Raw genomic sequence first — 20,745 nt, forward strand, 5'->3', positions numbered from 1 at the left:
CGCTCCGTACGGTTTTGGTCATCAGGCCCAGCGGGGGTCTGGCACCGAGGGGCTTCACATGGCACGTGAGGAACTGAACCGGCTCACAGGCAATGGAAACGGCGAGTGCGGACAGGGCGACTGCCCGAACGTCTACCAGACCGCCTCCGGCTCGTTCATCGTCCAGGGCGACGTATCCGCAGCCTTCACCCCGCCGACCGGCGAGGCGCTCGTAGAGATCCCCGAGGCAGTGCTCAGGGAGGCCTTCCGTGCTCTTGGATGGTGAGGACTGGGCGTCGAAGTTCAAGACGTTCCAGACGGAGGCGTGGCGGCTGGAGACACTGCCCCAGTACCTCGTACCGCAGGAAGCGGACGAGTTCGAAGCCTTCAAGGCGGGGGCCCGGTTCCCCGGCCCGTACGAGGATTCGTGGACGGACATGGTCCGCAGCCGGAACGTCGGACGGGTGCACGTAGTCACTCGGCCGTTGAGTGACTACCTGCGGTTCGAGTTCGAGCGCTACTACCAGCACCAGGTCTCCGCAGGGGAGGACATCCGCATCCTTGACGTGACCGACCGGGCGAACCCGCTGCCGGACGTCGAAGACTTCTGGATGTTCGACCGTTCCACTGTGGTGCTCATGCATTACGAACCGGACGGCAAGCAGATCAGCCGCGAACTGTACGAGGGGGACCCTGCACCGTTCATCGAGTACCAGCGCGTCGCCGTAGAAGCTTCTGCACCGTTCATGGAGTACATCCGCACGTGAGTGTCGAACCAGAGGAGCTCGGCCAGTCCGGCGAAGAGCTGGCGGCCTTGCTGAAGGCCGTACGCAAGCGGTCCGGGCTCTCCGGGGCTCGGACCGCCGCCCGCTGCAACATGTCTCAGTCGAAGGTCAGCCGGATCGAGAACGGCAAGGTGCGCCCGTCCCTCGTGGACGTGGAGCAACTCCTGCGGGCCTGCGATGCGGCCCCTGCTCTGGTCACGCAGGTCATGACCCTGGCCCGTCTCGCTCATACGCAGTGGCAGGGCGCCCGGGGAATGCGGCGCAAGGGCCTGGAGAAGAAGCAACTTGAGCTCGCCGGCCTTGAAGCATCGTCAGGCGAGTTCAGGTTCTTCCTCCTGTCGATGATCACGGGCTTGCTCTCGACCCCGGAATACATCCGGGCCAGCCTTGCCCACATCCCCGGCGACCACTCCAAGACCATCGCCAGGAAGCTGGAACGGCAGCAGGTCCTGTACGACCGCTCCAAGCGGTTCACGTTCATACTCACCGAGCAGGCTGTCCGATGGCCCCTCGTGGGCACCGACGCGCTCGCGGTGCAGGTCGATCATCTGGCCTCGCTCACGCACCTGCCGAACGTGAGGCTCGGCGTCATCCCCCTGACCGTGCGTACCGGTCCCGCACCGCTGAACACCTTCACGGTCTACGACGACCGCATCGCCACGGTCGAGCTGTCCACCGGAGTCATGGTCTTCCGGGACCCCCGGGACGTGGCGAGCCACCGTGAGGAGTTCTCCCACCTTGAGGACCGGGCCCTCTTCGGTGACGACGCGCGGGTCTTCCTCGGGGCCTGCGCGGCCGCCCTCAGATGATCTTTAGTCCATGACGTGCATGGTTGCGGGTATCGGCTGTCCGGCAGTGAAACCTTGAGCGCAGACAACGGCTACGGCTCAAGGGGTGCACGGTGGAATCAAACAAGCTGTGGCAGCAGGTCGGGCAGCGTGACCCGTTCCCCGCAGATCCACCAAAGGTCGTACCGGGCTGCTCCACCTGCCTGAGTCTGGCGGTACAGCGAGAGAACGCGGGCAGTGCTCTCGACTACAGCGGGGTGACGGATGCGAACATTCGACTTCGTGCCCACCGGGCGGAGGATCACTGATGTCCAGCGCCGTCTATCGATTCGTAGAGCACACCATCCGGCATGTACCCGCTGGCGGATCAGTGTGGGAAGCGTTCTGTACGGCTCACGGATGCGGGGCTGATTCGGGCCCCCACGATGAGCAAGCGACTGCCCAGGATTGGGCGTTGCGGCATTCGGGCCGGACGGGTCACCGCCTGTTCCGGCGTGTGGTCACGGACCACGCCGAGGTCACCCCGTGAAGGACTCCGGGCCGAAGCGGCCCCAGGCTACGAAGGCGGCCAGGAGGACGTAGGCCAGGTCCACCGCCATGTACGTGGGCTCGTGGCGGCGGTAGCGGGTGAGGGTGGCGCCCAGCATGAGGAGGACCAGGCCGACCGCGGCCAGGGGGACCAGGACCGGGGCGGTGTTCAGGACGGCCGGGAGGATCAGGGCCGTCGCGGCCAGCATCTCCACCGCTCCGATGGCCTTTACTCCTCCGGCGCTGAAGTCCTCGACCCACTTCGCGCCGGCGCCGCTGGCGGCGATCTTCTCCTTCGGTGTGAACACCTTGAAGGCGCCGCCGAGCAGGTAGGCGACGGCGAGCAGTCCGGTGACGATCCACAGCGCGATGTTCATGGGAGTACTCAGTCCTAGGGCGAGGGCCGGAGCCGTGCTGCGCGTGGGGTCAGTGCTGGAGCTGGCCGGGCTGGTAGTCGCCGGCCGGGGTCTGGACCATGACGTTGCCGCGGTTGAAGGCGTTGATGAGCGCGATCTGGGTCACGAGGGCGGCGAGCTGCTCGTCGTCGAAGTACTTGGCGGCGTTCGCCCAGACCTCGTCGCTGACCCCGCCGGCCGCGTCCGCGATGCGGGTGGCCTCCTCGGTCAGGAGCAGGGCCGCGCGCTCGGCGTCGGTGTACACGGTGGCCTCGCGCCAGGCCGCGACCAGGTGGAGGCGTACCGCGGTCTCGCCGGCGGCCGCCGCGTCCTTGGTGTGCATGTCGATGCATCCGGCGCAGCCGTTGATCTGGCTGGCGCGGAGCATCACCAGTTCGCGGGTCGAGGCCGGCAGGGTCGACTCCCCGAGCGCCTTGCTCGCGGCGATGATGTGCTTCCACGCCTTGACGGCGACCGGGTCGGCGAAGAGGTTCAGGCGAGCGGTCATGGCGAATTCCTTTGCTGTGGTGGAGCGTTCGGTGTGTGTTGCTTGTTGTTATCCCTCTAAGACACGGCGCCCCCGCGCCCTGTGACAGATGGCGAATGTGACCCGCGTCACGGGTGCGGTTCATGATCGATGAGCCGGATCCCCTCCGATAACCTGCCGGACGGCGCGCAGCGAATCGGGGGATCGGGGAGGGTTTCGTGCAGGGATCAACGGGGCGGGGATCGCCGGACGTGGCGGACGCCGTGGCGTACCGGCCGCTGCTGTTCTCCATCGCCTACGGGAGGTGGCCCGGAGCACCGGCAAGTCCGAGGCGAACTGCCGCCAGATCTTCGCCCGCGCCAGGAAGCGCATCGCCGCCGGAGGTCCGCCGGCCGCGGCCCGGCGCGCGGAGGGCGAGGAGCTCGCCCGTACGTTCTTCGAGGCCGCGGCGGGCGGCGAGATGGACGCGCTGCTCGACATGCTCGCGCCCGACGTCGTCTATCACGGCGACGGCGGCGGCAAGGCGCGCGCGGTCGCGAAGTCGGTGACCGAGCCGCACCGCGTCGGACAGCTGCTCATCGGCGGACTGCGCCGGCTCCGCTCGCTCGGCGCCTCGCTGCGCCCGGCCCTGATCAACGGCCGGCCGGGCGCCCTGATCGTCGACGCCGAGGGGCGGGTGGCCAGCGTGGTCGAGCTCGACATCGCCGACGGCGTGGTCCGGGCGGTCCGCACCGTGTCCAACCCCGACAAGCTCGGCCACCTCGGCCCGGTCTCCGACATCGGCCGCCTGCCGGAGAAGTAGGAGGAGCGGGGGAGGGGCGAAAGCGGTAGGGGCTCAGCCCGCCCTGCGGGCCAGCACCAGCCGCCACCTCGGTGTCCCGTCCGGCCTGCGGCCGAAGTGGTCCAGGGGGCGCGTCTCCACCGTGAAGCCCGCCGCGCGGAGGTCCGTGCGGACGCCGCCCAGCGGGAAGGTGCGGTAGTACATGACGAACGGCGGGCGCCAGACGGCATTGCGCACGCGCATCGCCGCGTCGAAGCCGGACAGGGCCCACCACGCCGGGCGGCTCGGCGGGATCGGTGCGCCGATCGGGAAGGCGAACACCCCGCCGGGGCGCAGGGACGCGTGGACCCCGGAGAAGACCGCGGGGCGCTCGGCCGGGAGGAAGTGGCCGAAGGCGCCGAAGCTGACCGCCAGGTCGTACGAGTCCCCGAGCCCGGCGGGCAGGGAGCGCGCGTCGGCCCGTAGGAGGTCCACCCGCTCCTCGGGGTGGGCGAGCCCGGCCTCGGCGAGCATGCCCGAGCTCAGGTCCACCCCGGTCACCCGCCCCCGGCACAGCCGCCGCAGCATGCCGAGGCCCGCGCCCGTACCGCAGCACACGTCGAGGCCGGCGTCGAAGGGGCCTTCGTGGCGGGCGAGCGTCTCCTCGACCGCGTCGAGCATCCGGTCGGGGGTGCGGAAGGGGGTCTGGTCGAACTTCGGGGCCAGCAGGTCGTAGCCCCGCTCGATGGAGGACATGGCCTGCACGGCCAGTTCGCGGAGGGTCGGGCCCTGGGAGGTGAACACACGGTCAGCCTAGTCAGCGCGGGCGTGGGCGCCCGGCATTTCGGGCCCTTCGGCCCCGGGCAAAACGGGCATCGCGTGGCGTAGGGTGAACCGATACGTTTTGCCAACCCTTGGGGATTCCATGGTCAACGCCATACGAAGTGAGGTGCCGGGCCAGAGCGTGGGCCGGAGCTCCACGAACGGCAGCGCCCTGGAGAAGACCCTGCGGATCACCGAGGCGCTGACCGCGTTCGGCGGCCCGCACCGGCTCGCGGAACTGTCGGCCGCCGCCGGGGTACCCAAGTCCAGCACGTACCGGATCCTGGTCTCCCTCGTCGAGCAGGGCTACGCCGTCACCGACGGGGACGGCAGCTACGGCGTCGGCCTGCGGCTGCGCACCCTGGCCGCCGAAATCTCCGCCGACCGGCCCGAGGGCATCGTCGAGCTGCTCGAATTCCTCCAGAAGTGCACCGGCCTGGCCGTCCACCTGGCCCTGCGCAGCGGCAACGCGCTCACGTACATCCGCAAGATCGAGAGCGGCCGGCCCCACCCGACCTCCTCGCGCGTCGGCATGCGCATCCCCCTGCACGCCACCGCCATCGGCAAGGCCGTCCTCGCGCACCTGCCGCCCGCGGAGACCGAGGGCATCCTGCGCGCCACCGGGATGCCCGCCCTGACCCGGCAGACCCTCACCGACCGGGACGGCCTCGCGGACGACCTGCGGACCGTCCGGGAGCGCGGCTACGCCGTCGACGACGAGGAGCACGAGCCCGCGGTCCGCTGCCTGGGCGCGCCGGTCTTCGACCGGGCGGGCGTGCCGGTGGGCGGGGTCAGCCTGACCGCCTCCGCCCTCCTGAGCACGCGGGCGGAACTGGATACGTTCGCGCCCGCGCTGCTGGAAGCCGCGCGGGGCGTACAGCGGCTGCTCCAGCTCGGCGGCTGAGCCGGCCCGCCGTCCCGCTTGCCTGCTGTCGCGGTCTCCGCGCACGCGCAGGCCCCGTACGCACGCATGCGGCGGCCGCGGTGGTCCCCCTCCTGGCCACCGCGGCCGCCGTTCCCCCGTGCACCTCCGCAGGTCCCCCCGCGACCCACGGTCCCCCCGTGGTACGTCCTGCGGTACGGCCCGGATCCCCGTTTCCCCCGTGTTCCCGGGCCGTACGCGTCTGTGGGGCCTAGGCCCGCACCCCCACCTACAGGCCGCCGCCGGCAGCGTGGTTGTCCATCGTGACGATGTCCTCGCCCGCGGCGTGGTTGTCGAGCGGCTTGAGCGGCTTGAGCGGCTCGCCCGCCGCGTGGTTGTCCATCGGTGTGATGTCGACATCCGAAGGATGGGTGTCGATCGGCGTGATCTCGCCGTCGGTCGGCAGGACGTTCTCGTTCGTCGTCATCGGATCTCCTGATGGTGGGTAGGACCCGTTCGGCAATTCCCCCGCGGATCGCCGAACGGGTGGTCTTGCAGCCGACCCTGGTGCCCCCCGACACGTCGAGTCGATGAACACCATCCTGGTGGATGGTGATAAACGAACGATGAACGCCTCGTTCAGCGCCACCGCACCGCACCACGGCTCAGGCGGCGATCTCCGCCGCCAGCAGGGCCCGTACCTCGGCCAGTTCCGGCGACCCCAGCTGTTTGAACACCACCTCGGCGTCGCGCCAGCACACCCGTGCCCGGTCCCGCTGCCCCAGCTGCCGCAGTGCCCGGCCCAGTACGGTCAGCACCCGGGCGCGGCTCCACTCGCCGCCGATCCCCCGCAGGGCGATGGCCTGTTCGGCGTGCGAGGCGGCCAGCGTGGGCCGGCGCGCGGCCAGGTGGACCTTGGCGAGGCGGAAGTGCGTGACGCCTTCCCACAGGGGCTGCCGGTTCTCGTGGAACAGCGAGAGCGCCTTGCTGAGCTGGGAGTGCGCCTCGGACAGCCGGTCGGCCTGGGTGAGGGCGATGCCCAGCGCGTAGCGGCCGTTGGCCAGGCGCAGGGTGAGCCCCATCCGGTCGTAGATGGCGATGCCCTGCTGGGCGAGCTCGATGGCGCTGCCCAGCCGGCCCTGCTCCACGTGGATGCGGGACAGGTTGCACAGGGCGCTCGCCTCGCCCACGTGGTTGGAATCGGCCCGGAAGTTGGCGATGGCCTCCAGCAGGTACCGTTCGCCGTCCTCGTAGCGGCCCTCGTAGAGGGCGATGATGCCCCGGTCGTTGGGCGCCCAGCAGCTGGGCAGCGGGTCCCCGGCGGCGCGGGCGAGGAGGGTGGCCCGGCGGGCCTCGTCGTCGGCCTCGGCGAACCGGCCCGCGACCAGGTGGGTGTTGGTGAGGGTGGTACGGGCGCGGCCCTCGGCGTGCGGGTCCTGCGCGGCCTCCGCGGCGTCGCGCAGCGCGGTCGCGGCGGACTCGTACTGCTTGGAGTTGGCCCCCGACTCGGCGAGGTCCTTGGCCGCCCACAGCAGGTCCACGGCCCGGCGCAGCAGATCGGGCCGCCCGGTCGTGCGTACGGAGGCCTGCCGGACGCACGCGAGCAGCGGATCGGCCTCCGCGTAGAGCCAGTCCTGTGCGGTGCGCGACTCGGTGAAGACCAGCCCGGGGTGGCGGGTGGCCGACAGGTGGGCCACGAGCCGGTCGCCCGGCCGCTCCAGGCCGTACACCCCGGCGGCGGTGGCCAGGTAGAAGTCCAGCACCCGGTCGAGGGCGGCGTCGCGCGCGCTCGGCGGCTGCTCGTCGCGCTCGGCGCAGGCACGCGCGTAGAGGCGTACGAGGTCGTGGAAGCGGTAGCGGCCGGGCGCGGCCGATTCGAGGAGGGAGCAGTCCACTAAGGCTTCGAGCAGGTCCTCGGTGTCGTGCTCCGCCCGGTCGAGTACGGCGGCTGCGGCCGCGAGGGAGATGTCCGGCCCGTCGGCCAGCCCCAGGAGCCGGAACGCCCGCTGCTGCGCGGGCTCCAACTGCCCGTAGCCCAGCTCGAAGGTGGCCTTGACGGCGAGGTCGCCGGCCTGGAGCTCGTCCAGGCGGCGGCGCTCGTCGGCGAGCTTCGCGGCGAGCACGGAGACGGTCCAGGTGCGGCGGGCGGCGAGCCGGGAGGCGGCGATGCGGATGGCGAGCGGCAGGAACCCGCAGGCGCCGACCACGTCGAGGGCGGCCTGGCGCTCGGCGCCGACCCGCTCGGCCCCGACGATCCGGGTGAACAGCTGGAGCGCCTCGTCGGGGCTCATCACGTCGAGGTCGACGAGGTGCGCGCCGGCCAGGCCGGCCATCCGGACCCGGCTGGTGACGAGGGCGGCGCAGCCCGCGGTGCCCGGCAGCAGCGGGCGGACCTGGGCCGCGTCGCGGGCGTTGTCGAGGAGGACCAGGACGCGGCGGCCGTCGAGGGTGGAGCGGTAGAGCGCGGCCCGTTCGGCGGGGGAGTCGGGGATCGAGGTGTCCGGGGTCCCGAGGGCGCGCAGGAAGGAGCCGAGGACGGCTTCGGGCTCGGCGGGGCGGGCCTCGGTGCCCTGGAGGTCCACGTAGAGCTGCCCGTCGGGGAAGTGCGGGCGGGCGGCGTGCGCGACGTGCACGGCGAGCGTGGTCTTGCCGACGCCGCCGATGCCGGCGAGGGCGGAGACCGCCATCACCTGGCCCTCGGCGCCGGAGAGGATCTCGCCGAGGTCCCGGACGAAGCTGGAGCGGCCGGTGAAGTCGGAGACCGTGGCGGGCAATTGGGCGGGCCGCACGTGGACGGGCGCGGCGGCCGGCGCCGGGTCTTCGGCGCGGGCGAGCTCGGAGTCGGCCCGCAGGATGCGTTGTTGGAGCTCGGAGAGTTCGGGGCGCGGGTCGACGCCGAGTTCGTCGGCGAGGAGCCGGCGGGTGTCGGCGTACACGGCGAGGGCCTCGGCCTGGCGTCCGCTGCGGTAGAGGGCGAGCATCAGCAGCTCGCGCAGCCGCTCCCGCAGCGGGTGGGCGGCGGTGAGGGCGGTGAGCTCGGAGACGGCCTCGGCGTGGTGGCCCAGCTCCAGGTCCAGGTCGAGGCGGGTTTCCAGCAGCTGGAGGCGCCACTCGGCGAGCCGGGTGCGCTCGGTGTCGGCGTGCGGTCCGGGTACGCCGGCCAGCGGTTCGCCGTCCCAGACGTCCAGGGCGCGGGCCAGCAGCGTACGGGCGAGCTCGCGGTCGCCCTTGCCGGCGGGGGCGGCCTCCCCGGAGCCTTCGGCCTTCGCCGGGGCGTGGGGGTGGGGGTGGGGGTGGGCGTGGGGGTGGCTGTGGGTATGCGGGTGGGTGTGGGTGTGGGTGTGGGAGTGCGGGTGGGCGTGCGTCTGCGCCGTCGACATGGCCTGCGCGTTCGGCTTCCCGGCGCGCGCGGCCTCGGCGTCGGCGGCGAGGGCCCGGGCGATGCCGAGGTCGAGGGCCTCGGGGTGGGGCAGGCGGATCGCGTAGCCGCCGGACTCGCTGACGAGGAGCCCGGGTTCGAGGATCTTGCGCAGGCGGGAGGCGTACGTACGGATGGTCGCGAGGGCCTGCTGCGGCGGGTCCTCGCCCCAGATGGCGTCGATGAGCTCGGGCGCGGTGGCGGTGCGGCCCTCGCGGAGCAGCAGCACGGCGAGCAGCGCCCGCTGCTGCGGGGTCCCGGAGCTCAGGGCCTCGCCGCCGCGCCAGGCCCGGATGGGGCCGAGCACGGCGAACCGGTTGCCTCCGGCGGCGGAGGGGGGCGGGGTCCCGGTGACGGCTTCGTCGGCTCTGGCTTCCGCGGCGGGCGCTGCGTCGACTCCGGGTCCGGCGGCTGCGGCAATGGCGGTGTCACCGGACTCGGGGTGGTTCCGCTGGTGCGGGATGGCCGGTGTGCCGTCCATCTGGTCTCCCCCCTGCCTTCCATAGGTGTAAGGGCCAGTCTGCCCTGTGTTGCGCGTACACGTCAGTCCGTAACGGACCCAGTCCGTACGGATCCGGTGTCCGGTCCGTGGGGATCCGGTATCCGATGCCCGCGCGGATCCGGCACCCGGTCCGTACGGATCGGGCATCCGGCCGCGTTCAACTAGCTGACGGTTCGTCAGATTGACGCTACCGTGAGGGCATGGAGACCTTCCCGAAGATCATCTCGGTGGACGACCACACGGTTGAGCCCCCCAACGTCTGGCGGGACCGGCTCCCGTCCAAGTACCACGACGTCGGCCCCCGCGTCGTCCGCGCCCCCCTGAAGGAAATGACCTTCCTCGGGGGCAAGTTCGCCCCCGTCATGGGGGCCAAGGGCGACGACGGACCGATAGGCGACTGGTGGGTGTACGAGGACCTGCACCGACCCCTCACCCGACTCGACACGGCCGTCGGCTACGACCGCGACGAGATCAAGCTCGAAGTCATCACGTACGAGCAGATGCGCCCGGGCTCCTTCTCGGTTCCCGACCGGCTCGCCGACATGGACGTCAACCACGTCCAGTCGGCCCTCTGCTTCCCGACCTTCCCCCGCTTCTGCGGCCAGACCTTCACCGAGGCCAAGGACCGCGAACTCGGCCTGCTCGGCGTGCGCGCGTACAACGACTGGATGGTGGAGGAGTGGTGCGGCCCCGACGCCGCCGGCCGCCTCATCCCGCTCACCCTCATCCCGCTCTGGGACGCCCGCCTGGCCGCCGCCGAAGTCCGCCGCAACGCTGCGCGCGGGGTCCGCGCGGTCGCCTTCTCGGAGATCCCGCCGCACCTCGGGCTCCCCTCCATCCACACGGACGAGTGGGACCCCTTCCTGGAGGCGTGCAACGAGACCGGCACGGTCATCGCCATGCACATCGGCTCCTCCTCGCGCATGCCCTCCACCTCGGCGGACGCCCCGCCGGCCGTCGGCTCCACCATCACCTTCGCCAACTGCTGCTTCTCGATGGTGGACTGGCTGATGAGCGGCAAGTTCGAGCGCTTCCCGAACCTCAAGATCATGTACGCGGAGGGCCAGATCGGCTGGATCCCGTACATCCTGGAGCGCGCGAACGTGGTCTGGGAGGAGAACCGCGGCTGGGGCGGCGTCGCCGACAAGGTGCTGCGCCCGCCGTCGGAGCTCTTCGCGGAGCACGTCTTCGGCTGCTTCTTCGACGACGCCTTCGGCCTGAAGAACCTGGACTCCATCGGCGTCGCCAACGTCCTCTACGAGACGGACTACCCCCACTCCGACTCCACGTGGCCCAAGTCCCGCGAGGTCGGCGAGTCCCAGATGGGGCACCTGTCCCCGGACGTGGTGGACCGCATCGTGCGCGGCAACGCGATCGATCTGCTGGGCCTGACGCCGGAAGGGCTGTGGCCGGGGGCGTAGCGCGTGGCGGGTGGGCCGCCGGTTTGTCGGGGCCGCCGGCTCGTCACGGCATCCGGCTCGTCACGGCATCCGGCTCGTCAGGGCCGGCGGCTCACCCGCGTGCTACTTGAGTACCAGATCCGGATCCCACTCCATGGCGTGATGTGCCGGTGAGCTTCCCTCGCGAGACTGGAGCCATCGCCAAGATCCATGCCAAAGGAGCAGCACGATGTCGGACCAGATCGCGAAGACCGCGCGCACCCTCGTACCGGCGCTCCGGGTGTGGGGTGCGCGGACGGTTCCCCCGGCCCTGGCGCTTCCCGTGGGGCTCGTCGGCCTCGTCCCGGGCTGGACGGTCCCGCGCAGAGCGAGCCGCACGCTGCTCGGCCTGCTGCTGGACATAGCCTCCTTCGTCCTGGGCGCGGGGCATAGGTCGAGGCCAGCAGTCGATCGCGCGACGGGTCGCCGGAGCCATGGGCTGACCTGTGCCTGCTGAAACGATATCTCTTGACATCGATCTTGATATCGTTTAAGTGGGCAGGGGAACTGTGGGTGCCCCTCGCTGAGGAGGTTCACGATGACCAGAACCGTGATCGACGTCGATGACGCCCTGCTGGCGGAGGCCGCCGAGCTCTTCGGTACGAAGACAAAGGTGGCGACGGTGAACGCGGCCCTTCAGGACGTGGTCAACCGGCGCAAGCGGGAAGACTTCCTGAACTGGATCGCCGAGGGTGGGCTGCCCGACCTGACGGGCCCGGTCGAGCCGGCCACCGAGACCTCCGTGGACACGGAGCACGTTCGGGACAGGGCGGCATGACCGAGCGCTTCCTGATCGACAAGTCTGCGCTGGCGCGCTATCCCAAGCCGGCCGTACACAAGGTCGTCTTTCCGCTCCATGTGGCGGGAGCCCTCGCCGTGTGCGGCGCCGTGGAGCTGGAGGTGATGTACAGCGCCCGCTCTAAGGCGGATGCGGAGCGGGTCCGCAAAGGAATGGGCGCCTTCGACTGGCTCCCCACTCCGGACGAGACGTGGGACCGAGCCCTGGACGTGCAGAGACGGCTCATCGAGGGGGGCAACTGGAAGGCACTCTCCCTCCCGGACCTGATCATCGCGGCGACCGCCGAACGGCACGGAGCCACCGTCCTGCATTACGACGGCGACTACGACATGATCGCCGAGGTCACCGGCCAGCCGATGCGGTGGGTCGTGCCGCGGGGAACGGCTGACTGAGAGCGGTCGGCTGCGACCGGCCGGCTGAGACCCGGCAGGCTGAGGGGTGGAGCGACTTCCTCAGGTGCAGGCGCGGCGCTCGGCCGCGAGCGCCGGGCGGACGTGGGTCTGGAGGAGGTCCAGGAAGCGGTCCGGGCGGGCGAACGAGGCGAAGTGGCTGCAGTCCTCGATCAGGGCGAACCGCTTCACCGGGGCCTCGACCTCGTCGAAGAAGGCCTGGGCGGCGGCCGTCGGGGTGAGTACGTCGTGCTCGCCCTGGAAGAGGAAGAACGGGATCTCGAAGCGGGTGCCGTCGGCCCGGTCGTCGAGCCCCGCCGTCCCCTCGGTGATCCGCTCCGAGAAGGACTGCCCCCGGAAGAAGTCCCGCAGATCGCGCAGCGAGTGCAGCGGCGACAGCCACATCGAGCCCATGACCACCTTCTTGAGCGTGGTCAGCGTCAACGGGTCGCTCTGCGCGGTGAGCTTGGCGTACGTCGCCCGCTGCTTCGGAGTCCATGCGTGCGGGTCGGCCCCGATCGCCTCGATCTGCGCGAGCTGTTTCGCCTTCCCGGTGGTGCGCAGCCGCTCCCGTAGGGCGTCGTGGGCGGAGGTGTCGCGGCCGCCGGTGTGGATGTTCTGGTCGGTGCCCACGTAGGCGGAGTAGAGCTCGGGGTGGTTGCGGGCCAGGCGCAGCCCGAAGGCGCTGCCGTAGGAGTTGGCCAGGAGGACCACCCTCTCGGCGCGCAGCAGGTCCCGGGCGTACCGGGTGACCTCCAGGGCGTCCTCGTAGAGCCGCTCGAAGGTCGCCTCGCCCTGGCCGGCCGGGCCGCCGCGACCGAAGGTCTTGCCGGCGCCGCGCATGTCCCAGCGGACGATCGTGAAGTGCTGCTCCCAACTGCGGGTGCGGGTCGTGTAGATGGAGTTGGCGGCGCCGGGGCCGCCGTGGATCTCGACGAGGACCGGGTTGGCCCGGTTCTCGCCGCGGACCGAGATCCACTGGTCGATGCCGCCGATGCGGACGAAGCCCTGCTCGTCGATGCCGTGCGGGGAGTCGATCCGCAGGGTCTTGGCGGCCTGCGAGCGGCGCAGCGCGCGGTGGGTGAGGAGGGTGAGGAGGGCGGCCGCGGGGGTGGCCAGGGCGGCGGTGGCGGTGATGGCGGCAGCGGTGGCGATCATTGTGTGTCCTCCATAAACTGTTTCCATCGGATGCTGATGAGTGTGGAGGGTGCTCGGGGTGGTGTCAACGGCTGGGGGCGGGGATCCCTCTTGCGAGGGTCGCCGCGGGCAAGGCATGCTTCGCCGGAGCAAATTGGGGAGGGTTATCGGTGATGGACAAGCGGGCCGTGGTGACCACGGTGCTGTGTGCGGTGGCGGCGCTGGGGGCGTCCGCGGCGATGACGAAGGTGGTCCCGGCCGACGACGGCAAGGCCGCCGCGCAGGTGAAGGCGGCGCCTCGGGTGGCGTCGCCGACTGCTGCCCCGTCTCAGTTGCCTTCGCAGTCGCAAGCGCAGTCACAGGCACATGCGCAAGCGCCGGAACGGTCCCAGTCGCCCGCCGGTCAGACCCCCGGGGCGTCGGCTTCGCCCTCCGTGAAGGGCGGTCCGGCCGTCTTCGCAGGGGCGCTGTTCGAAGGCGATGTGACGGGCGAACACTTCTGTACGGCGACCGTCGTGCACAGCCCGGGGCGGAACCTGATCGTCACCGCGGGCCACTGCCTGCGCGCCGGCCGGGTCGGGGAGGGTGGAGCCTCCTTCGCACCCGCGTACGCGGACGGGCGGGCCCCGTACGGCACCTGGAAGATCGCGGAGGTCTTCGAGGACCCGCGCTGGTCGGACGGGACGAACGACGACTACGACCTGGCCTTCGCCCGTCTCGCCCCCGACGCCTCGGGCCGCAACATCGAGGACGTCACCGGCGCCGCCGTCCTGGACACCACGGGCCGTACGGACGAGCAGGTCACGGTGACGGGCTACCCGTCGGACCGCAAGGTCGCGCGCACCTGCATGTCCCGCGCGGTGCGGCTCAGCGCCACGGAACAGCGCTTCGACTGCGCGGACTTCCCCAGCGGCACGAGCGGCAGCTCCTGGATCGCCGCCGACGGGAAGATCATCGGCGTCCTGACCGGCGGGGACACGGACGACGTCTCGACGAGCACGATCCTGACCGGCTACGCGGCGGAGCTGTACGCGCGCGCGACGGGCGGAGCGGGCGGCGGTGGCGGCCGGTGAGTCAGCTCTACGAAGTCGGGGACGAGACCGTCTGGAACCCCTCGAACGGCGCCGCCCGGCTCTTCCACCGCCAAGTGGCCGTCTTCGAGGAGGAACTGGGCCTCCCCTCCGGCATCGGCCCCTTGATCAACGACGAGTGCCGGATCGACCCGGCCGCTCTCGGCGTCTTCGCCGAAGCCCTCATCGACCGCCACGGCCACACCGGCCACGCCGTCATCCGCGCCCTCTCGGAGGGATTCATCGCCGCCGTGCTGGTGCTGGCGGAGCGGGCGGGCGCGCAGGTGCACTGGCCGCGGCCGGCCGATTCGCCGGAGGAGGCTCGGGACGTCCATGCTCCGCTCCCGGGCTCCTACGAGTCCTGGGTGGAGTCCAGGCTGCGCGCGGCCGCCCGGGAGCTGTCCCGGAGGATGCCGCGCTGAGGTCAGGCGAGTAGCCCCAAGTGCACGGGCTCGGCGGGCGCTTCGCCGAGCAGCTCGGCGAGGCGCGGCGGCCACAGAGGTTCGCCGAGGGTGGCGAGGTTCCGCGGCGACAGCCACCGCCAGTGGGCCTCGGGGTACTCCGGGACCGGATCGCGGTGCGGGCCGGTGGTCACGTAGATGTGCTCGTGCTGGCGTACCGGGATGCCCTGGTGGGTGAAGTCGTGCTCCCAAGTGCAGAGCAGTCGCTCCGGTTCCAGGTCCGTCCAGCCCGTCTCTTCCCGCAACTCCCGCCGTACGCACTCCTCGGGCGTCTCCCCGGGATCGATGCCACCGCCGGGCGGCAGCCAGTGGATGCCGACTTCCACGTTGTTCTCGCGGAAGAGGAACACGGATCCGGCGGGGTTGAGGACGACGATTCTGGCTGCCTGCCGAGGAGTTCGAGGTGAATTTCGCATCAGACCAGCGTACGGCGGGGGGTCCGGGGGTGGGAGGGATCGGAGGGATCGGAGGGATCGGAGGGATCAGGGGTGGCGGGACGGAGGAGTCCCGTCCCAGGCGGGGGAGCGTTTCTGGGTGAAGGCCCGGGCGCCCTCCGTCGCGGCGGAGGTGGCGAACACGGGTGCGCTGAGCGGGTCTTGGACGGAGTAGGCGGCGTGGTCGTCCAGGCCGCGGGTGTTCTGGACGATCTGCTTCGTGAGGTGGACGGCCTGGGGGGAGTGGGCCTGGATGCGGGCGCTCAGGGCGAGGGCCGCTTCGAGGGCCTCGCCTGCGGGGGTGAGGCGGTTGACCAGGCCGTAGCGGGCCGCGTCCGCGGCGGACAGGGTGCCCGCGGTCAGGAGCATCTCCATGGCCACGTGGTACGGGAGCCGGCCGGGCAGACGGATGGCTCCGCCCTCGGAGGCGATGAGCCCGCGGGCCACCTCGGGCAGGGCGAAGAACGCGGTGTCGGCCGCGGTGATGAGGTCGCAGGCGAGGGCCAGCTCGAAGCCGCCGGCGACGGCCGCCCCCTCGACGGCGGCGATGAGCGGCTTGCGCAGCCGGGCCCGGGTCAGCCCTGCCAGCCCGCGCCCGGCGACGACGGGGACGCCTTCGGTGGGGAAGGCCTTGAGGTCCATGCCCGAGCAGAAGTGGCCTTCCGCGCCGGTGAGGATGCCCACGGCCAGCGCCGGATCGTCCTCCAGTCGGATCAAGGCCGCGTCCAGGGCCTCGGCGAGGGTCCGGTCGACGGCGTTGCGTACGTGGGGCCGGTTGAGGGTGATGAGCAGGACGCCGGGGGCGGGCTCGGCCAGGAGTACGGGGGAGGGGGTGGGAGTGGGAGTGGGGGAGGGGGAGGGGGAGGGGGAGGAGAAAGGGGCGGACATGCGGGTGTGCTCCTGGGTGGGGGGTGAGGTCGGTTCCGTGCGCTCCGTCCGGCGCCCTGTCCGGCGCTCCGTCAGGTCGGTCAGCACCGGACGACGGGGAGCGCGGCCAGGCCGCGCATGACACGGGCCGGGCGCCAGGGGAGTTCGTCGGCGGGTTTGGCCAGCGCGACGCTGCCCAGGCGTCGGAGCAGGAGGGGGAGAGCGACGGCACCTTCGAGGCGGGCCAGGGCGGCGCCGATGCAGAAGTGGGGCCCGTAGCCGAAGGCCAGGTGGTCATTGGGCGTCCGCCCGAGATCGAGCCGGTCCGGCTCGGGGAAACGGCGGCCGTCCCGGTTCGCCGAGCCGATCAGGAGGCTGACGATGTCCCCCTCGCCGATCACCTGCCCGTGGAGGACGATCGATTCTGCGGCGCAGCGGAAGGTCGCGTCCCGCACCGGGGAGTCGTAGCGCAGCAGCTCCTCGACGGCCGTGGTGACGAGGTGCGGTGCGGCGAGGTCCGGTGTGGAGACCCGGGCGGCCTCGGCGGGGTTGCGGAGCAGGGCGAGGGTGCCGTTTCCGATGAGGTTCATGGTGGTGTCGTGGCCGACCAGCAACAGGAGGTACGCGGTGGACCGCAGCTCCTCCTCGCTCATCGCCGCGCTCTCGTCACTGGCCCGTACGAGAGCGCCCAGCAGGTCCACTCCGCTCTGCTCGCGGCCCGTACGTTTCATGGCGACGAGCTGGTCGAGCAGCGCGTGCAGGGCGCCTTCGACCCGGGCCGGATCCAGACCCGGAGCGGGCGCGATGGTGGCCATGAGGGTGTCCCGGGTCTCCGCGTTGTCCAGTTCCTCGGGGACGCCGAGGATCGCGCAGATCATCCGGAAGGTCAGGGGCGCGGCGAAGTCCCCGATCACGTCCACGTGGACGTGGCCCTCGATCCGGTCCAGCAGCAGGTGCGCGGTGTCCGTGATGAAGGGTTCCAGCTGGGCGATGCGGCGGGGCACGAAGGCCGTGTTCACCAGGGTCCGCAGCCGGGTGTGATCCGGAGGATCGGCATGGACCAGGTGCCGGTTCAGCCCGGCCGGCCCCGCAACATAGCCGGGCACCCGACCCGGGTCCTTGCTCAGCCGCTCGTCGGTCAGCAGGGCACGGACGTCCTCGTAGCGGGAGATCTGCCACACGGTGGGACGCCCGTCCCGCCGGTCCGCGTGCACGGGCGCATGCCGCCGCAGCCAGGTGAAGTAGGGGTACGGGTCCCGAACCCGCGCGGCCAGCAGGCCGTGGGGCGGGGTGGGTGGGGTGGGCAACGTGGGCGGGGGAGGAATGGGCACGGGGGCTCCGGAATCGGCATCAACAAGGCACCGGTTCAACGGGCACGGATGTGAGGAGTGCGGAACGCACTTGGGTTCGAGGCTGCGGGCGGGTCCTTGGCTTCGACGAGTACCGGGGGGCGTCCCGGCAGTCCAGTGTCCTTTCGGTGCGGGCCGGTCCCTCAAGGGCGCTCCCTGCGGTCGCGTCGCTACGCGATGGCCTTCGGCCACCCTTGACCGACCGACCCACACCGAAACGCCACAAGACTTCCGGGATCCCCCCGGGGAACGGCCGGGGGGAGGAGAGGGGAGGAGCGGGCCGGCTGGAGATGCCCGTGCCCTCTCCCGCCGATGGCATCTGAACACGGCCCCGGCAGGACCGTGACCTCAGCCGGAACAGACGCGCGGGGCGAGCGGAGCATCCAGGGCCGGGCGCCTGAACACCCTTCCCGTGACCGTCGACCGCCACCAAGAGCGCACGGTGGACGGGAACGACCAGGCGGTCGGGGGGCGCGACAGATCGCTACACACTCCCACTCGGCTAAGCGACCAACGACCGTCCGTGGCTGATCTAGAAGGGGGGACGGTCTAGAGGGGGGACGGTCTAGAAGGACGGCGCGTCACCTCACGGCGCTAGCCGCGATTCAGAACCTCATCGTCCGCGTGCGTGCCGAACTCGGCGACGCGCACCTCCGCGATGCGCTCGTACCGGCTGATCCGGTCGGTCCACTCCGCGTCGACGCCGAACGCCACCTGCGCGAAGCCCACTCGCCCGATGGCCTCGGCCAGGTCCGGATCGCCGGGGGCCAGCAGTCGCACCGGCGCGTCAAGCGCCACGGCGTGCGGCGGCACGAAGTACTCGTCCGGCACAACGGTGCGCGCATGGACGAGCGCGCCGACGGCGACAACCGAGCCGGCACCCAATCGTGCGCGCTGCAGGACCGTCGCCGAGGTCGCCACATAGGCGCATCTGCCGACCTCGCAGCCCAGTAGCGTGGCATGCGGCCCGACGAAGACGTGGTCGCCGACAAGCACCGGCTGATCACCGGCGACCGCAGACCCGCGCAACACCGCGTTCTCGCAGATCACCGCCGCCTCCCCGACCTCGATCCGAGACCCCTCGGCATCGAGCACGGCACCGTACATCACCCGCGCCCTTGGCCCCACGCGGACGTCGCCGACGAGCGTGGCCGTCGGGGCGACGTAGGCAGTGGGATGGACCTGCGGTTCATGCCCGCGGTGCCGGATGCGGATTCCCTGCGCTTCAGCGGTCATGAGCGGATTCTCGCCCGACCGACCGTGCGCATGCTGGCGGATTTCCGACGTCGCGTTCGCCGAGACATGAGCCATTCGCGATCGGAGGCAACTACGGGACGAACGTTGCTTGATACGGCACTGGGAGGGTGCACGACCTCGGGGACGTAGAACGCAGAGGACAGGGAGGGTGAGGGAGGGGAATGATGCAGCATGAAATCGAACGGTGCTTCAGTCGGGCTGTGGGCATGTGAAGTTCACCTGCCTGCCCCCGGGGGTGGGCGGTTGTGGGCCGAGCGGAGTGGTGCGGGTACGCCGGTGGTGCTGTTGCACGGGGCGGGGATGGACTCGCGGGTATGGGATGCCGTCGTCCGTGAACTGGCCGGCCGGCACGAGGTGATTCGTTACGACGCCCGTGGTCTGGGGCGTTCCACGCCCCCGGAGCGGACGTTCTGCGACGTCGAGGATCTGGAGGCCGTGCTCGACCACTTCGGCCTGCGCTCTGCTGCGTTGGTCGGGCTGAGCATGGGCGGGGAGACCTCGCTGGACTTCGCCCTCGCCCATCCCGAGCGGGTCAGTGCGCTGGGCTTGATCGGCACCTCGGTCAGTGGTCATGTCTGGCCGCCAGACCCTCAGTCGTCCGCCTACGCGGCCGCCCGTCGTAGGCAGGACGCGACGGCCTTGGCCGAGATGGAGCTGTCGGTCTGGGCCTCCATGGGGCGTGATGCTCCCGGAGGGGAACTGATCGAGGCGATGGTGACGCAGAACGCGCACCTGCGCATCGTCAGCGAGCAGCAGATCGGGTACTTCCCGGACCGCGATGCCGAAGCCCGGCTCGAGGACATCGCCGTGCCGACCATGGTCGTCCACGGTGACCGCGATCATCCCGAGATCGGTGTGATCGCCGAACGGCTCGTCGCGGGCATACCCGGCGCCCGCGGCCGACTGATCGCCGACGCCGACCACTACCTGCCCCTGCGCACCCCTCAGCCCCTCACCGACCTGCTGCTGGCACACCTGCCCTGAGCCGGCGCCCGACTTCCTCGCTGAATTCGACGCGTCCGACGCCGTGGTGGCCACGAGGTGTGGTGCCGGTCTGCCTCACGGAGGAAGATCTCGCCGACGGCGTTGGTGTGGCCACCGCCGTGCGGACCTGGGGCGGGTTCCGCCAGGACGGGCCGGCTCGGACTGGATCATCATGTATCCCAGCGGGGGACGAGACGGGAGGATCGGGCCATGCCAAGTGAGTCGGACAAGATCGAGCTGAGCGAAGACGAACTGCGCGAGATCACGGGCTACGCGGCAGATTGCGCGCGGAGGGTCCTGTCGATCTACGAGCAGGACCACCCCGGCGACGCCCGCCCGCGCGAGGCCATCGAGGCGGCCGACGCATTCGCCGCGGGCGGCCGCCGCACGGCCGCTTTGCGGCAGTGCGGCTGGGCAGCCTTCAAGGCGGCACAGGAAGCCGACTCGCCTGCGGCGACCGACGCGGCACGAGCCGCGAGCCACGCGGCCGGCGCCGCCTACCTCCACCCGAAGGCAAGCGCCCACCAGATCAAGCACATTCTGGGCGCCGCAGCCCACACGGCACGCGCTGAGGAACTGGCACAGGGAGCAAACACCCAGACCGCTGCCCAGACCCTTGAATGGGCACGCCATCACGCACCCCCAGCGGTCTCCCACGTACTCGCCCGCATGCCCGCCCCACCCACCGGAGGCGGCCGTGTAGGAGAGTTCATCCGCGAACTCGACGCCGCCCTGAGACCCACCCCCACCAAGCCCCCTATCTCCCCCTTCTAGACCGTCCACCCTTCTAGACCGTCCCCCCTTCTAGATCAGCCACGGACGGTCGTTGGTCGCTTAGCCGAGTGGGAGTGTGTAGCGATCTGTCGCGCCCCCCGACCGCCTGGTCGTTCCCGTCCACCGTGCGCTCTTGGTGGCGGTCGACGGTCACGGGAAGGGTGTTCAGGCGCCCGGCCCGGGATGCTCCGCTCGCCCCGCGCGTCTGTTCCGGCTGAGGTCACGGTCCTGCCGGGGCCGTGTTCAGATGCCATCGGCGGGAGAGGGCACGGGCATCTCCAGCCGGCCCGCTCCTCCCCTCTCCTCCCCCGGCCGTTCCCCGGGGGGATCCCGGAAGTCTTGTGGCGTTTCGGTGTGGGTCGGTCGGTCAAGGGTGGCCGAAGGCCATCGCGTAGCGACGCGACGCAGGAGCGCCCTTGAGGGACCGGCCCGCACCGAAAGGACACTGGACTGCCGGGA

General features: G+C 71.2%; 24 protein-coding genes. 14 read left to right on the top strand and 10 right to left on the bottom strand.

Translation table 11 applies throughout. The features are described from left to right. Nucleotides 1–58 precede the first annotated feature (58 nt). The 4 genes from AC3IX6_RS21305 (at nucleotide 59) to AC3IX6_RS21320 (ending at nucleotide 2,081) form a co-directional block, all read left to right on the top strand. Entirely contained in the window at nucleotides 59–265 is a 207-nt protein-coding gene (locus AC3IX6_RS21305) for a hypothetical protein (protein ID WP_489363612.1), read from the top strand. Further along, the gene (locus AC3IX6_RS21310; protein WP_489363614.1) at nucleotides 249–746 is read left to right on the top strand and encodes a DUF6879 family protein; all 498 of its coding nucleotides are present in this window, start codon (nucleotides 249–251) and stop codon (nucleotides 744–746) included. The genes AC3IX6_RS21305 and AC3IX6_RS21310 overlap by 17 nt, the downstream gene beginning before the upstream one ends. Next, nucleotides 743–1,573 (top strand): helix-turn-helix domain-containing protein, encoded by an 831-nt coding sequence (locus AC3IX6_RS21315; RefSeq protein ID WP_489363615.1) that lies wholly within the window; start codon nucleotides 743–745, stop codon nucleotides 1,571–1,573. The genes AC3IX6_RS21310 and AC3IX6_RS21315 overlap by 4 nt, the downstream gene beginning before the upstream one ends. A gap of 286 nt (nucleotides 1,574–1,859) precedes the next feature. Continuing rightward, nucleotides 1,860–2,081, top strand: coding sequence for a DUF7848 domain-containing protein (locus AC3IX6_RS21320; protein ID WP_489363617.1), 222 nt, complete (start codon nucleotides 1,860–1,862; stop codon nucleotides 2,079–2,081). Here the strand turns inward: AC3IX6_RS21320 and AC3IX6_RS21325 are convergent. After that, complete coding sequence (locus AC3IX6_RS21325) at nucleotides 2,071–2,457, bottom strand: DoxX family protein (RefSeq protein WP_489363619.1); 387 nt, start codon at nucleotides 2,455–2,457, stop codon at nucleotides 2,071–2,073. The two genes, AC3IX6_RS21320 and AC3IX6_RS21325, sit on opposite strands and share 11 nt — an antisense overlap. Nucleotides 2,458–2,506: 49 nt before the next feature. Next, entirely contained in the window at nucleotides 2,507–2,983 is a 477-nt protein-coding gene (locus AC3IX6_RS21330; RefSeq protein WP_489363621.1) for a carboxymuconolactone decarboxylase family protein, read from the bottom strand. 283 nt (nucleotides 2,984–3,266) lie between these two features. Here AC3IX6_RS21330 and AC3IX6_RS21335 point away from each other — a divergent pair, with 283 nt between their 5' ends. Beyond that, on the top strand, nucleotides 3,267–3,764 hold the full coding sequence (locus AC3IX6_RS21335) for a sigma-70 family RNA polymerase sigma factor family protein (protein ID WP_489363623.1): 498 nt from the start codon (nucleotides 3,267–3,269) through the stop codon (nucleotides 3,762–3,764). 33 nt (nucleotides 3,765–3,797) lie between these two features. On the opposite strand, the gene AC3IX6_RS21340 is transcribed toward AC3IX6_RS21335, so the two are convergent. Further along, nucleotides 3,798–4,526, bottom strand: coding sequence for a class I SAM-dependent methyltransferase (locus AC3IX6_RS21340; RefSeq protein WP_489363624.1), 729 nt, complete (start codon nucleotides 4,524–4,526; stop codon nucleotides 3,798–3,800). A 121-nt stretch (nucleotides 4,527–4,647) separates the two neighbouring features. Between AC3IX6_RS21340 and AC3IX6_RS21345 the strand changes: the two genes are divergently transcribed. Next, a complete protein-coding gene (locus AC3IX6_RS21345; protein WP_489363626.1) occupies nucleotides 4,648–5,448 on the top strand; it encodes an IclR family transcriptional regulator in 801 nt (266 codons plus the stop codon). Nucleotides 5,449–5,695: 247 nt separating this feature from the next. Here AC3IX6_RS21345 and AC3IX6_RS21350 read toward each other — a convergent pair whose 3' ends face one another. Then, on the bottom strand, nucleotides 5,696–5,893 hold the full coding sequence (locus AC3IX6_RS21350; RefSeq protein ID WP_489363628.1) for a hypothetical protein: 198 nt from the start codon (nucleotides 5,891–5,893) through the stop codon (nucleotides 5,696–5,698). Nucleotides 5,894–6,071: 178 nt separating this feature from the next. After that, nucleotides 6,072–9,305, bottom strand: a complete 3,234-nt coding sequence (gene afsR / locus AC3IX6_RS21355; protein ID WP_489363630.1) for an SARP-family global regulator AfsR — start codon at nucleotides 9,303–9,305, stop codon at nucleotides 6,072–6,074. A 221-nt stretch (nucleotides 9,306–9,526) separates the two neighbouring features. Here afsR and AC3IX6_RS21360 point away from each other — a divergent pair, with 221 nt between their 5' ends. The 4 genes from AC3IX6_RS21360 (at nucleotide 9,527) to AC3IX6_RS21375 (ending at nucleotide 11,956) form a co-directional block, all read left to right on the top strand. Beyond that, complete coding sequence (locus tag AC3IX6_RS21360; protein ID WP_489363632.1) at nucleotides 9,527–10,747, top strand: amidohydrolase family protein; 1,221 nt, start codon at nucleotides 9,527–9,529, stop codon at nucleotides 10,745–10,747. A gap of 208 nt (nucleotides 10,748–10,955) precedes the next feature. Further along, complete coding sequence (locus AC3IX6_RS21365) at nucleotides 10,956–11,222, top strand: hypothetical protein (RefSeq protein WP_489363634.1); 267 nt, start codon at nucleotides 10,956–10,958, stop codon at nucleotides 11,220–11,222. 81 nt (nucleotides 11,223–11,303) lie between these two features. After that, nucleotides 11,304–11,543, top strand: a complete 240-nt coding sequence (locus tag AC3IX6_RS21370) for a type II toxin-antitoxin system VapB family antitoxin (RefSeq protein ID WP_489363636.1) — start codon at nucleotides 11,304–11,306, stop codon at nucleotides 11,541–11,543. Beyond that, on the top strand, nucleotides 11,540–11,956 hold the full coding sequence (locus AC3IX6_RS21375; RefSeq protein ID WP_489363638.1) for a PIN domain nuclease: 417 nt from the start codon (nucleotides 11,540–11,542) through the stop codon (nucleotides 11,954–11,956). Before AC3IX6_RS21370 ends, AC3IX6_RS21375 begins: the two co-directional genes overlap by 4 nt. A 60-nt stretch (nucleotides 11,957–12,016) precedes the next feature. Here AC3IX6_RS21375 and AC3IX6_RS21380 read toward each other — a convergent pair whose 3' ends face one another. Then, complete coding sequence (locus AC3IX6_RS21380; RefSeq protein WP_489363640.1) at nucleotides 12,017–13,111, bottom strand: alpha/beta fold hydrolase; 1,095 nt, start codon at nucleotides 13,109–13,111, stop codon at nucleotides 12,017–12,019. Nucleotides 13,112–13,263: 152 nt separating this feature from the next. Here AC3IX6_RS21380 and AC3IX6_RS21385 point away from each other — a divergent pair, with 152 nt between their 5' ends. After that, nucleotides 13,264–14,163: a trypsin-like serine peptidase gene (locus AC3IX6_RS21385; RefSeq protein WP_489363642.1), complete on the top strand. Its 900-nt coding sequence runs from the start codon at nucleotides 13,264–13,266 to the stop codon at nucleotides 14,161–14,163. Continuing rightward, nucleotides 14,160–14,582: a DUF6086 family protein gene (locus tag AC3IX6_RS21390; protein ID WP_489363644.1), complete on the top strand. Its 423-nt coding sequence runs from the start codon at nucleotides 14,160–14,162 to the stop codon at nucleotides 14,580–14,582. Before AC3IX6_RS21385 ends, AC3IX6_RS21390 begins: the two co-directional genes overlap by 4 nt. A gap of 2 nt (nucleotides 14,583–14,584) precedes the next feature. On the opposite strand, the gene AC3IX6_RS21395 is transcribed toward AC3IX6_RS21390, so the two are convergent. From AC3IX6_RS21395 to AC3IX6_RS21410, 4 genes are all read right to left on the bottom strand, one after another. After that, nucleotides 14,585–15,037 (bottom strand): NUDIX hydrolase, encoded by a 453-nt coding sequence (locus AC3IX6_RS21395; RefSeq protein WP_489363646.1) that lies wholly within the window; start codon nucleotides 15,035–15,037, stop codon nucleotides 14,585–14,587. Nucleotides 15,038–15,103: 66 nt separating this feature from the next. Next, nucleotides 15,104–15,943, bottom strand: a complete 840-nt coding sequence (locus AC3IX6_RS21400) for a crotonase/enoyl-CoA hydratase family protein (protein WP_489363648.1) — start codon at nucleotides 15,941–15,943, stop codon at nucleotides 15,104–15,106. 80 nt (nucleotides 15,944–16,023) lie between these two features. Beyond that, a complete protein-coding gene (locus AC3IX6_RS21405) occupies nucleotides 16,024–17,253 on the bottom strand; it encodes a cytochrome P450 family protein (protein ID WP_489363650.1) in 1,230 nt (409 codons plus the stop codon). A gap of 612 nt (nucleotides 17,254–17,865) precedes the next feature. Beyond that, a complete protein-coding gene (locus tag AC3IX6_RS21410; RefSeq protein ID WP_489363652.1) occupies nucleotides 17,866–18,507 on the bottom strand; it encodes a gamma carbonic anhydrase family protein in 642 nt (213 codons plus the stop codon). Nucleotides 18,508–18,804: 297 nt separating this feature from the next. Between AC3IX6_RS21410 and AC3IX6_RS21415 the strand changes: the two genes are divergently transcribed. Together AC3IX6_RS21415 and AC3IX6_RS21420 are read left to right on the top strand one after the other, a co-directional pair. Then, nucleotides 18,805–19,512, top strand: coding sequence for an alpha/beta fold hydrolase (locus AC3IX6_RS21415; protein WP_489363654.1), 708 nt, complete (start codon nucleotides 18,805–18,807; stop codon nucleotides 19,510–19,512). 210 nt (nucleotides 19,513–19,722) lie between these two features. Continuing rightward, nucleotides 19,723–20,286, top strand: coding sequence for a putative immunity protein (locus tag AC3IX6_RS21420; protein ID WP_489363655.1), 564 nt, complete (start codon nucleotides 19,723–19,725; stop codon nucleotides 20,284–20,286). Nucleotides 20,287–20,745: the final 459 nt, after the last annotated feature.

It is taken from the genome of Streptomyces sp. GL_141 (assembly GCF_057834385.1).

What these genes read in the sequence shown, in the direction of transcription:
- AC3IX6_RS21305 (WP_489363612.1), top strand. Translation starts at nt 59, where the DNA reads ATGGCACGTGAGGAACTGAACCGGCTCACAGGCAATGGAAACGGCGAG.
- AC3IX6_RS21320 (WP_489363617.1), top strand. Translation starts at nt 1,860, where the DNA reads ATGTCCAGCGCCGTCTATCGATTCGTAGAGCACACCATCCGGCATGTA.
- AC3IX6_RS21325 (WP_489363619.1), bottom strand. Translation starts at nt 2,457, where the DNA reads ATGAACATCGCGCTGTGGATCGTCACCGGACTGCTCGCCGTCGCCTAC.
- AC3IX6_RS21330 (WP_489363621.1), bottom strand. Translation starts at nt 2,983, where the DNA reads ATGACCGCTCGCCTGAACCTCTTCGCCGACCCGGTCGCCGTCAAGGCG.
- AC3IX6_RS21345 (WP_489363626.1), top strand. Translation starts at nt 4,648, where the DNA reads ATGGTCAACGCCATACGAAGTGAGGTGCCGGGCCAGAGCGTGGGCCGG.
- AC3IX6_RS21350 (WP_489363628.1), bottom strand. Translation starts at nt 5,893, where the DNA reads ATGACGACGAACGAGAACGTCCTGCCGACCGACGGCGAGATCACGCCG.
- afsR (WP_489363630.1), bottom strand. Translation starts at nt 9,305, where the DNA reads ATGGACGGCACACCGGCCATCCCGCACCAGCGGAACCACCCCGAGTCC.
- AC3IX6_RS21360 (WP_489363632.1), top strand. Translation starts at nt 9,527, where the DNA reads ATGGAGACCTTCCCGAAGATCATCTCGGTGGACGACCACACGGTTGAG.
- AC3IX6_RS21365 (WP_489363634.1), top strand. Translation starts at nt 10,956, where the DNA reads ATGTCGGACCAGATCGCGAAGACCGCGCGCACCCTCGTACCGGCGCTC.
- AC3IX6_RS21370 (WP_489363636.1), top strand. Translation starts at nt 11,304, where the DNA reads ATGACCAGAACCGTGATCGACGTCGATGACGCCCTGCTGGCGGAGGCC.
- AC3IX6_RS21375 (WP_489363638.1), top strand. Translation starts at nt 11,540, where the DNA reads ATGACCGAGCGCTTCCTGATCGACAAGTCTGCGCTGGCGCGCTATCCC.
- AC3IX6_RS21380 (WP_489363640.1), bottom strand. Translation starts at nt 13,111, where the DNA reads ATGATCGCCACCGCTGCCGCCATCACCGCCACCGCCGCCCTGGCCACC.
- AC3IX6_RS21385 (WP_489363642.1), top strand. Translation starts at nt 13,264, where the DNA reads ATGGACAAGCGGGCCGTGGTGACCACGGTGCTGTGTGCGGTGGCGGCG.
- AC3IX6_RS21395 (WP_489363646.1), bottom strand. Translation starts at nt 15,037, where the DNA reads ATGCGAAATTCACCTCGAACTCCTCGGCAGGCAGCCAGAATCGTCGTC.
- AC3IX6_RS21400 (WP_489363648.1), bottom strand. Translation starts at nt 15,943, where the DNA reads ATGTCCGCCCCTTTCTCCTCCCCCTCCCCCTCCCCCTCCCCCACTCCC.
- AC3IX6_RS21410 (WP_489363652.1), bottom strand. Translation starts at nt 18,507, where the DNA reads ATGACCGCTGAAGCGCAGGGAATCCGCATCCGGCACCGCGGGCATGAA.
- AC3IX6_RS21420 (WP_489363655.1), top strand. Translation starts at nt 19,723, where the DNA reads ATGCCAAGTGAGTCGGACAAGATCGAGCTGAGCGAAGACGAACTGCGC.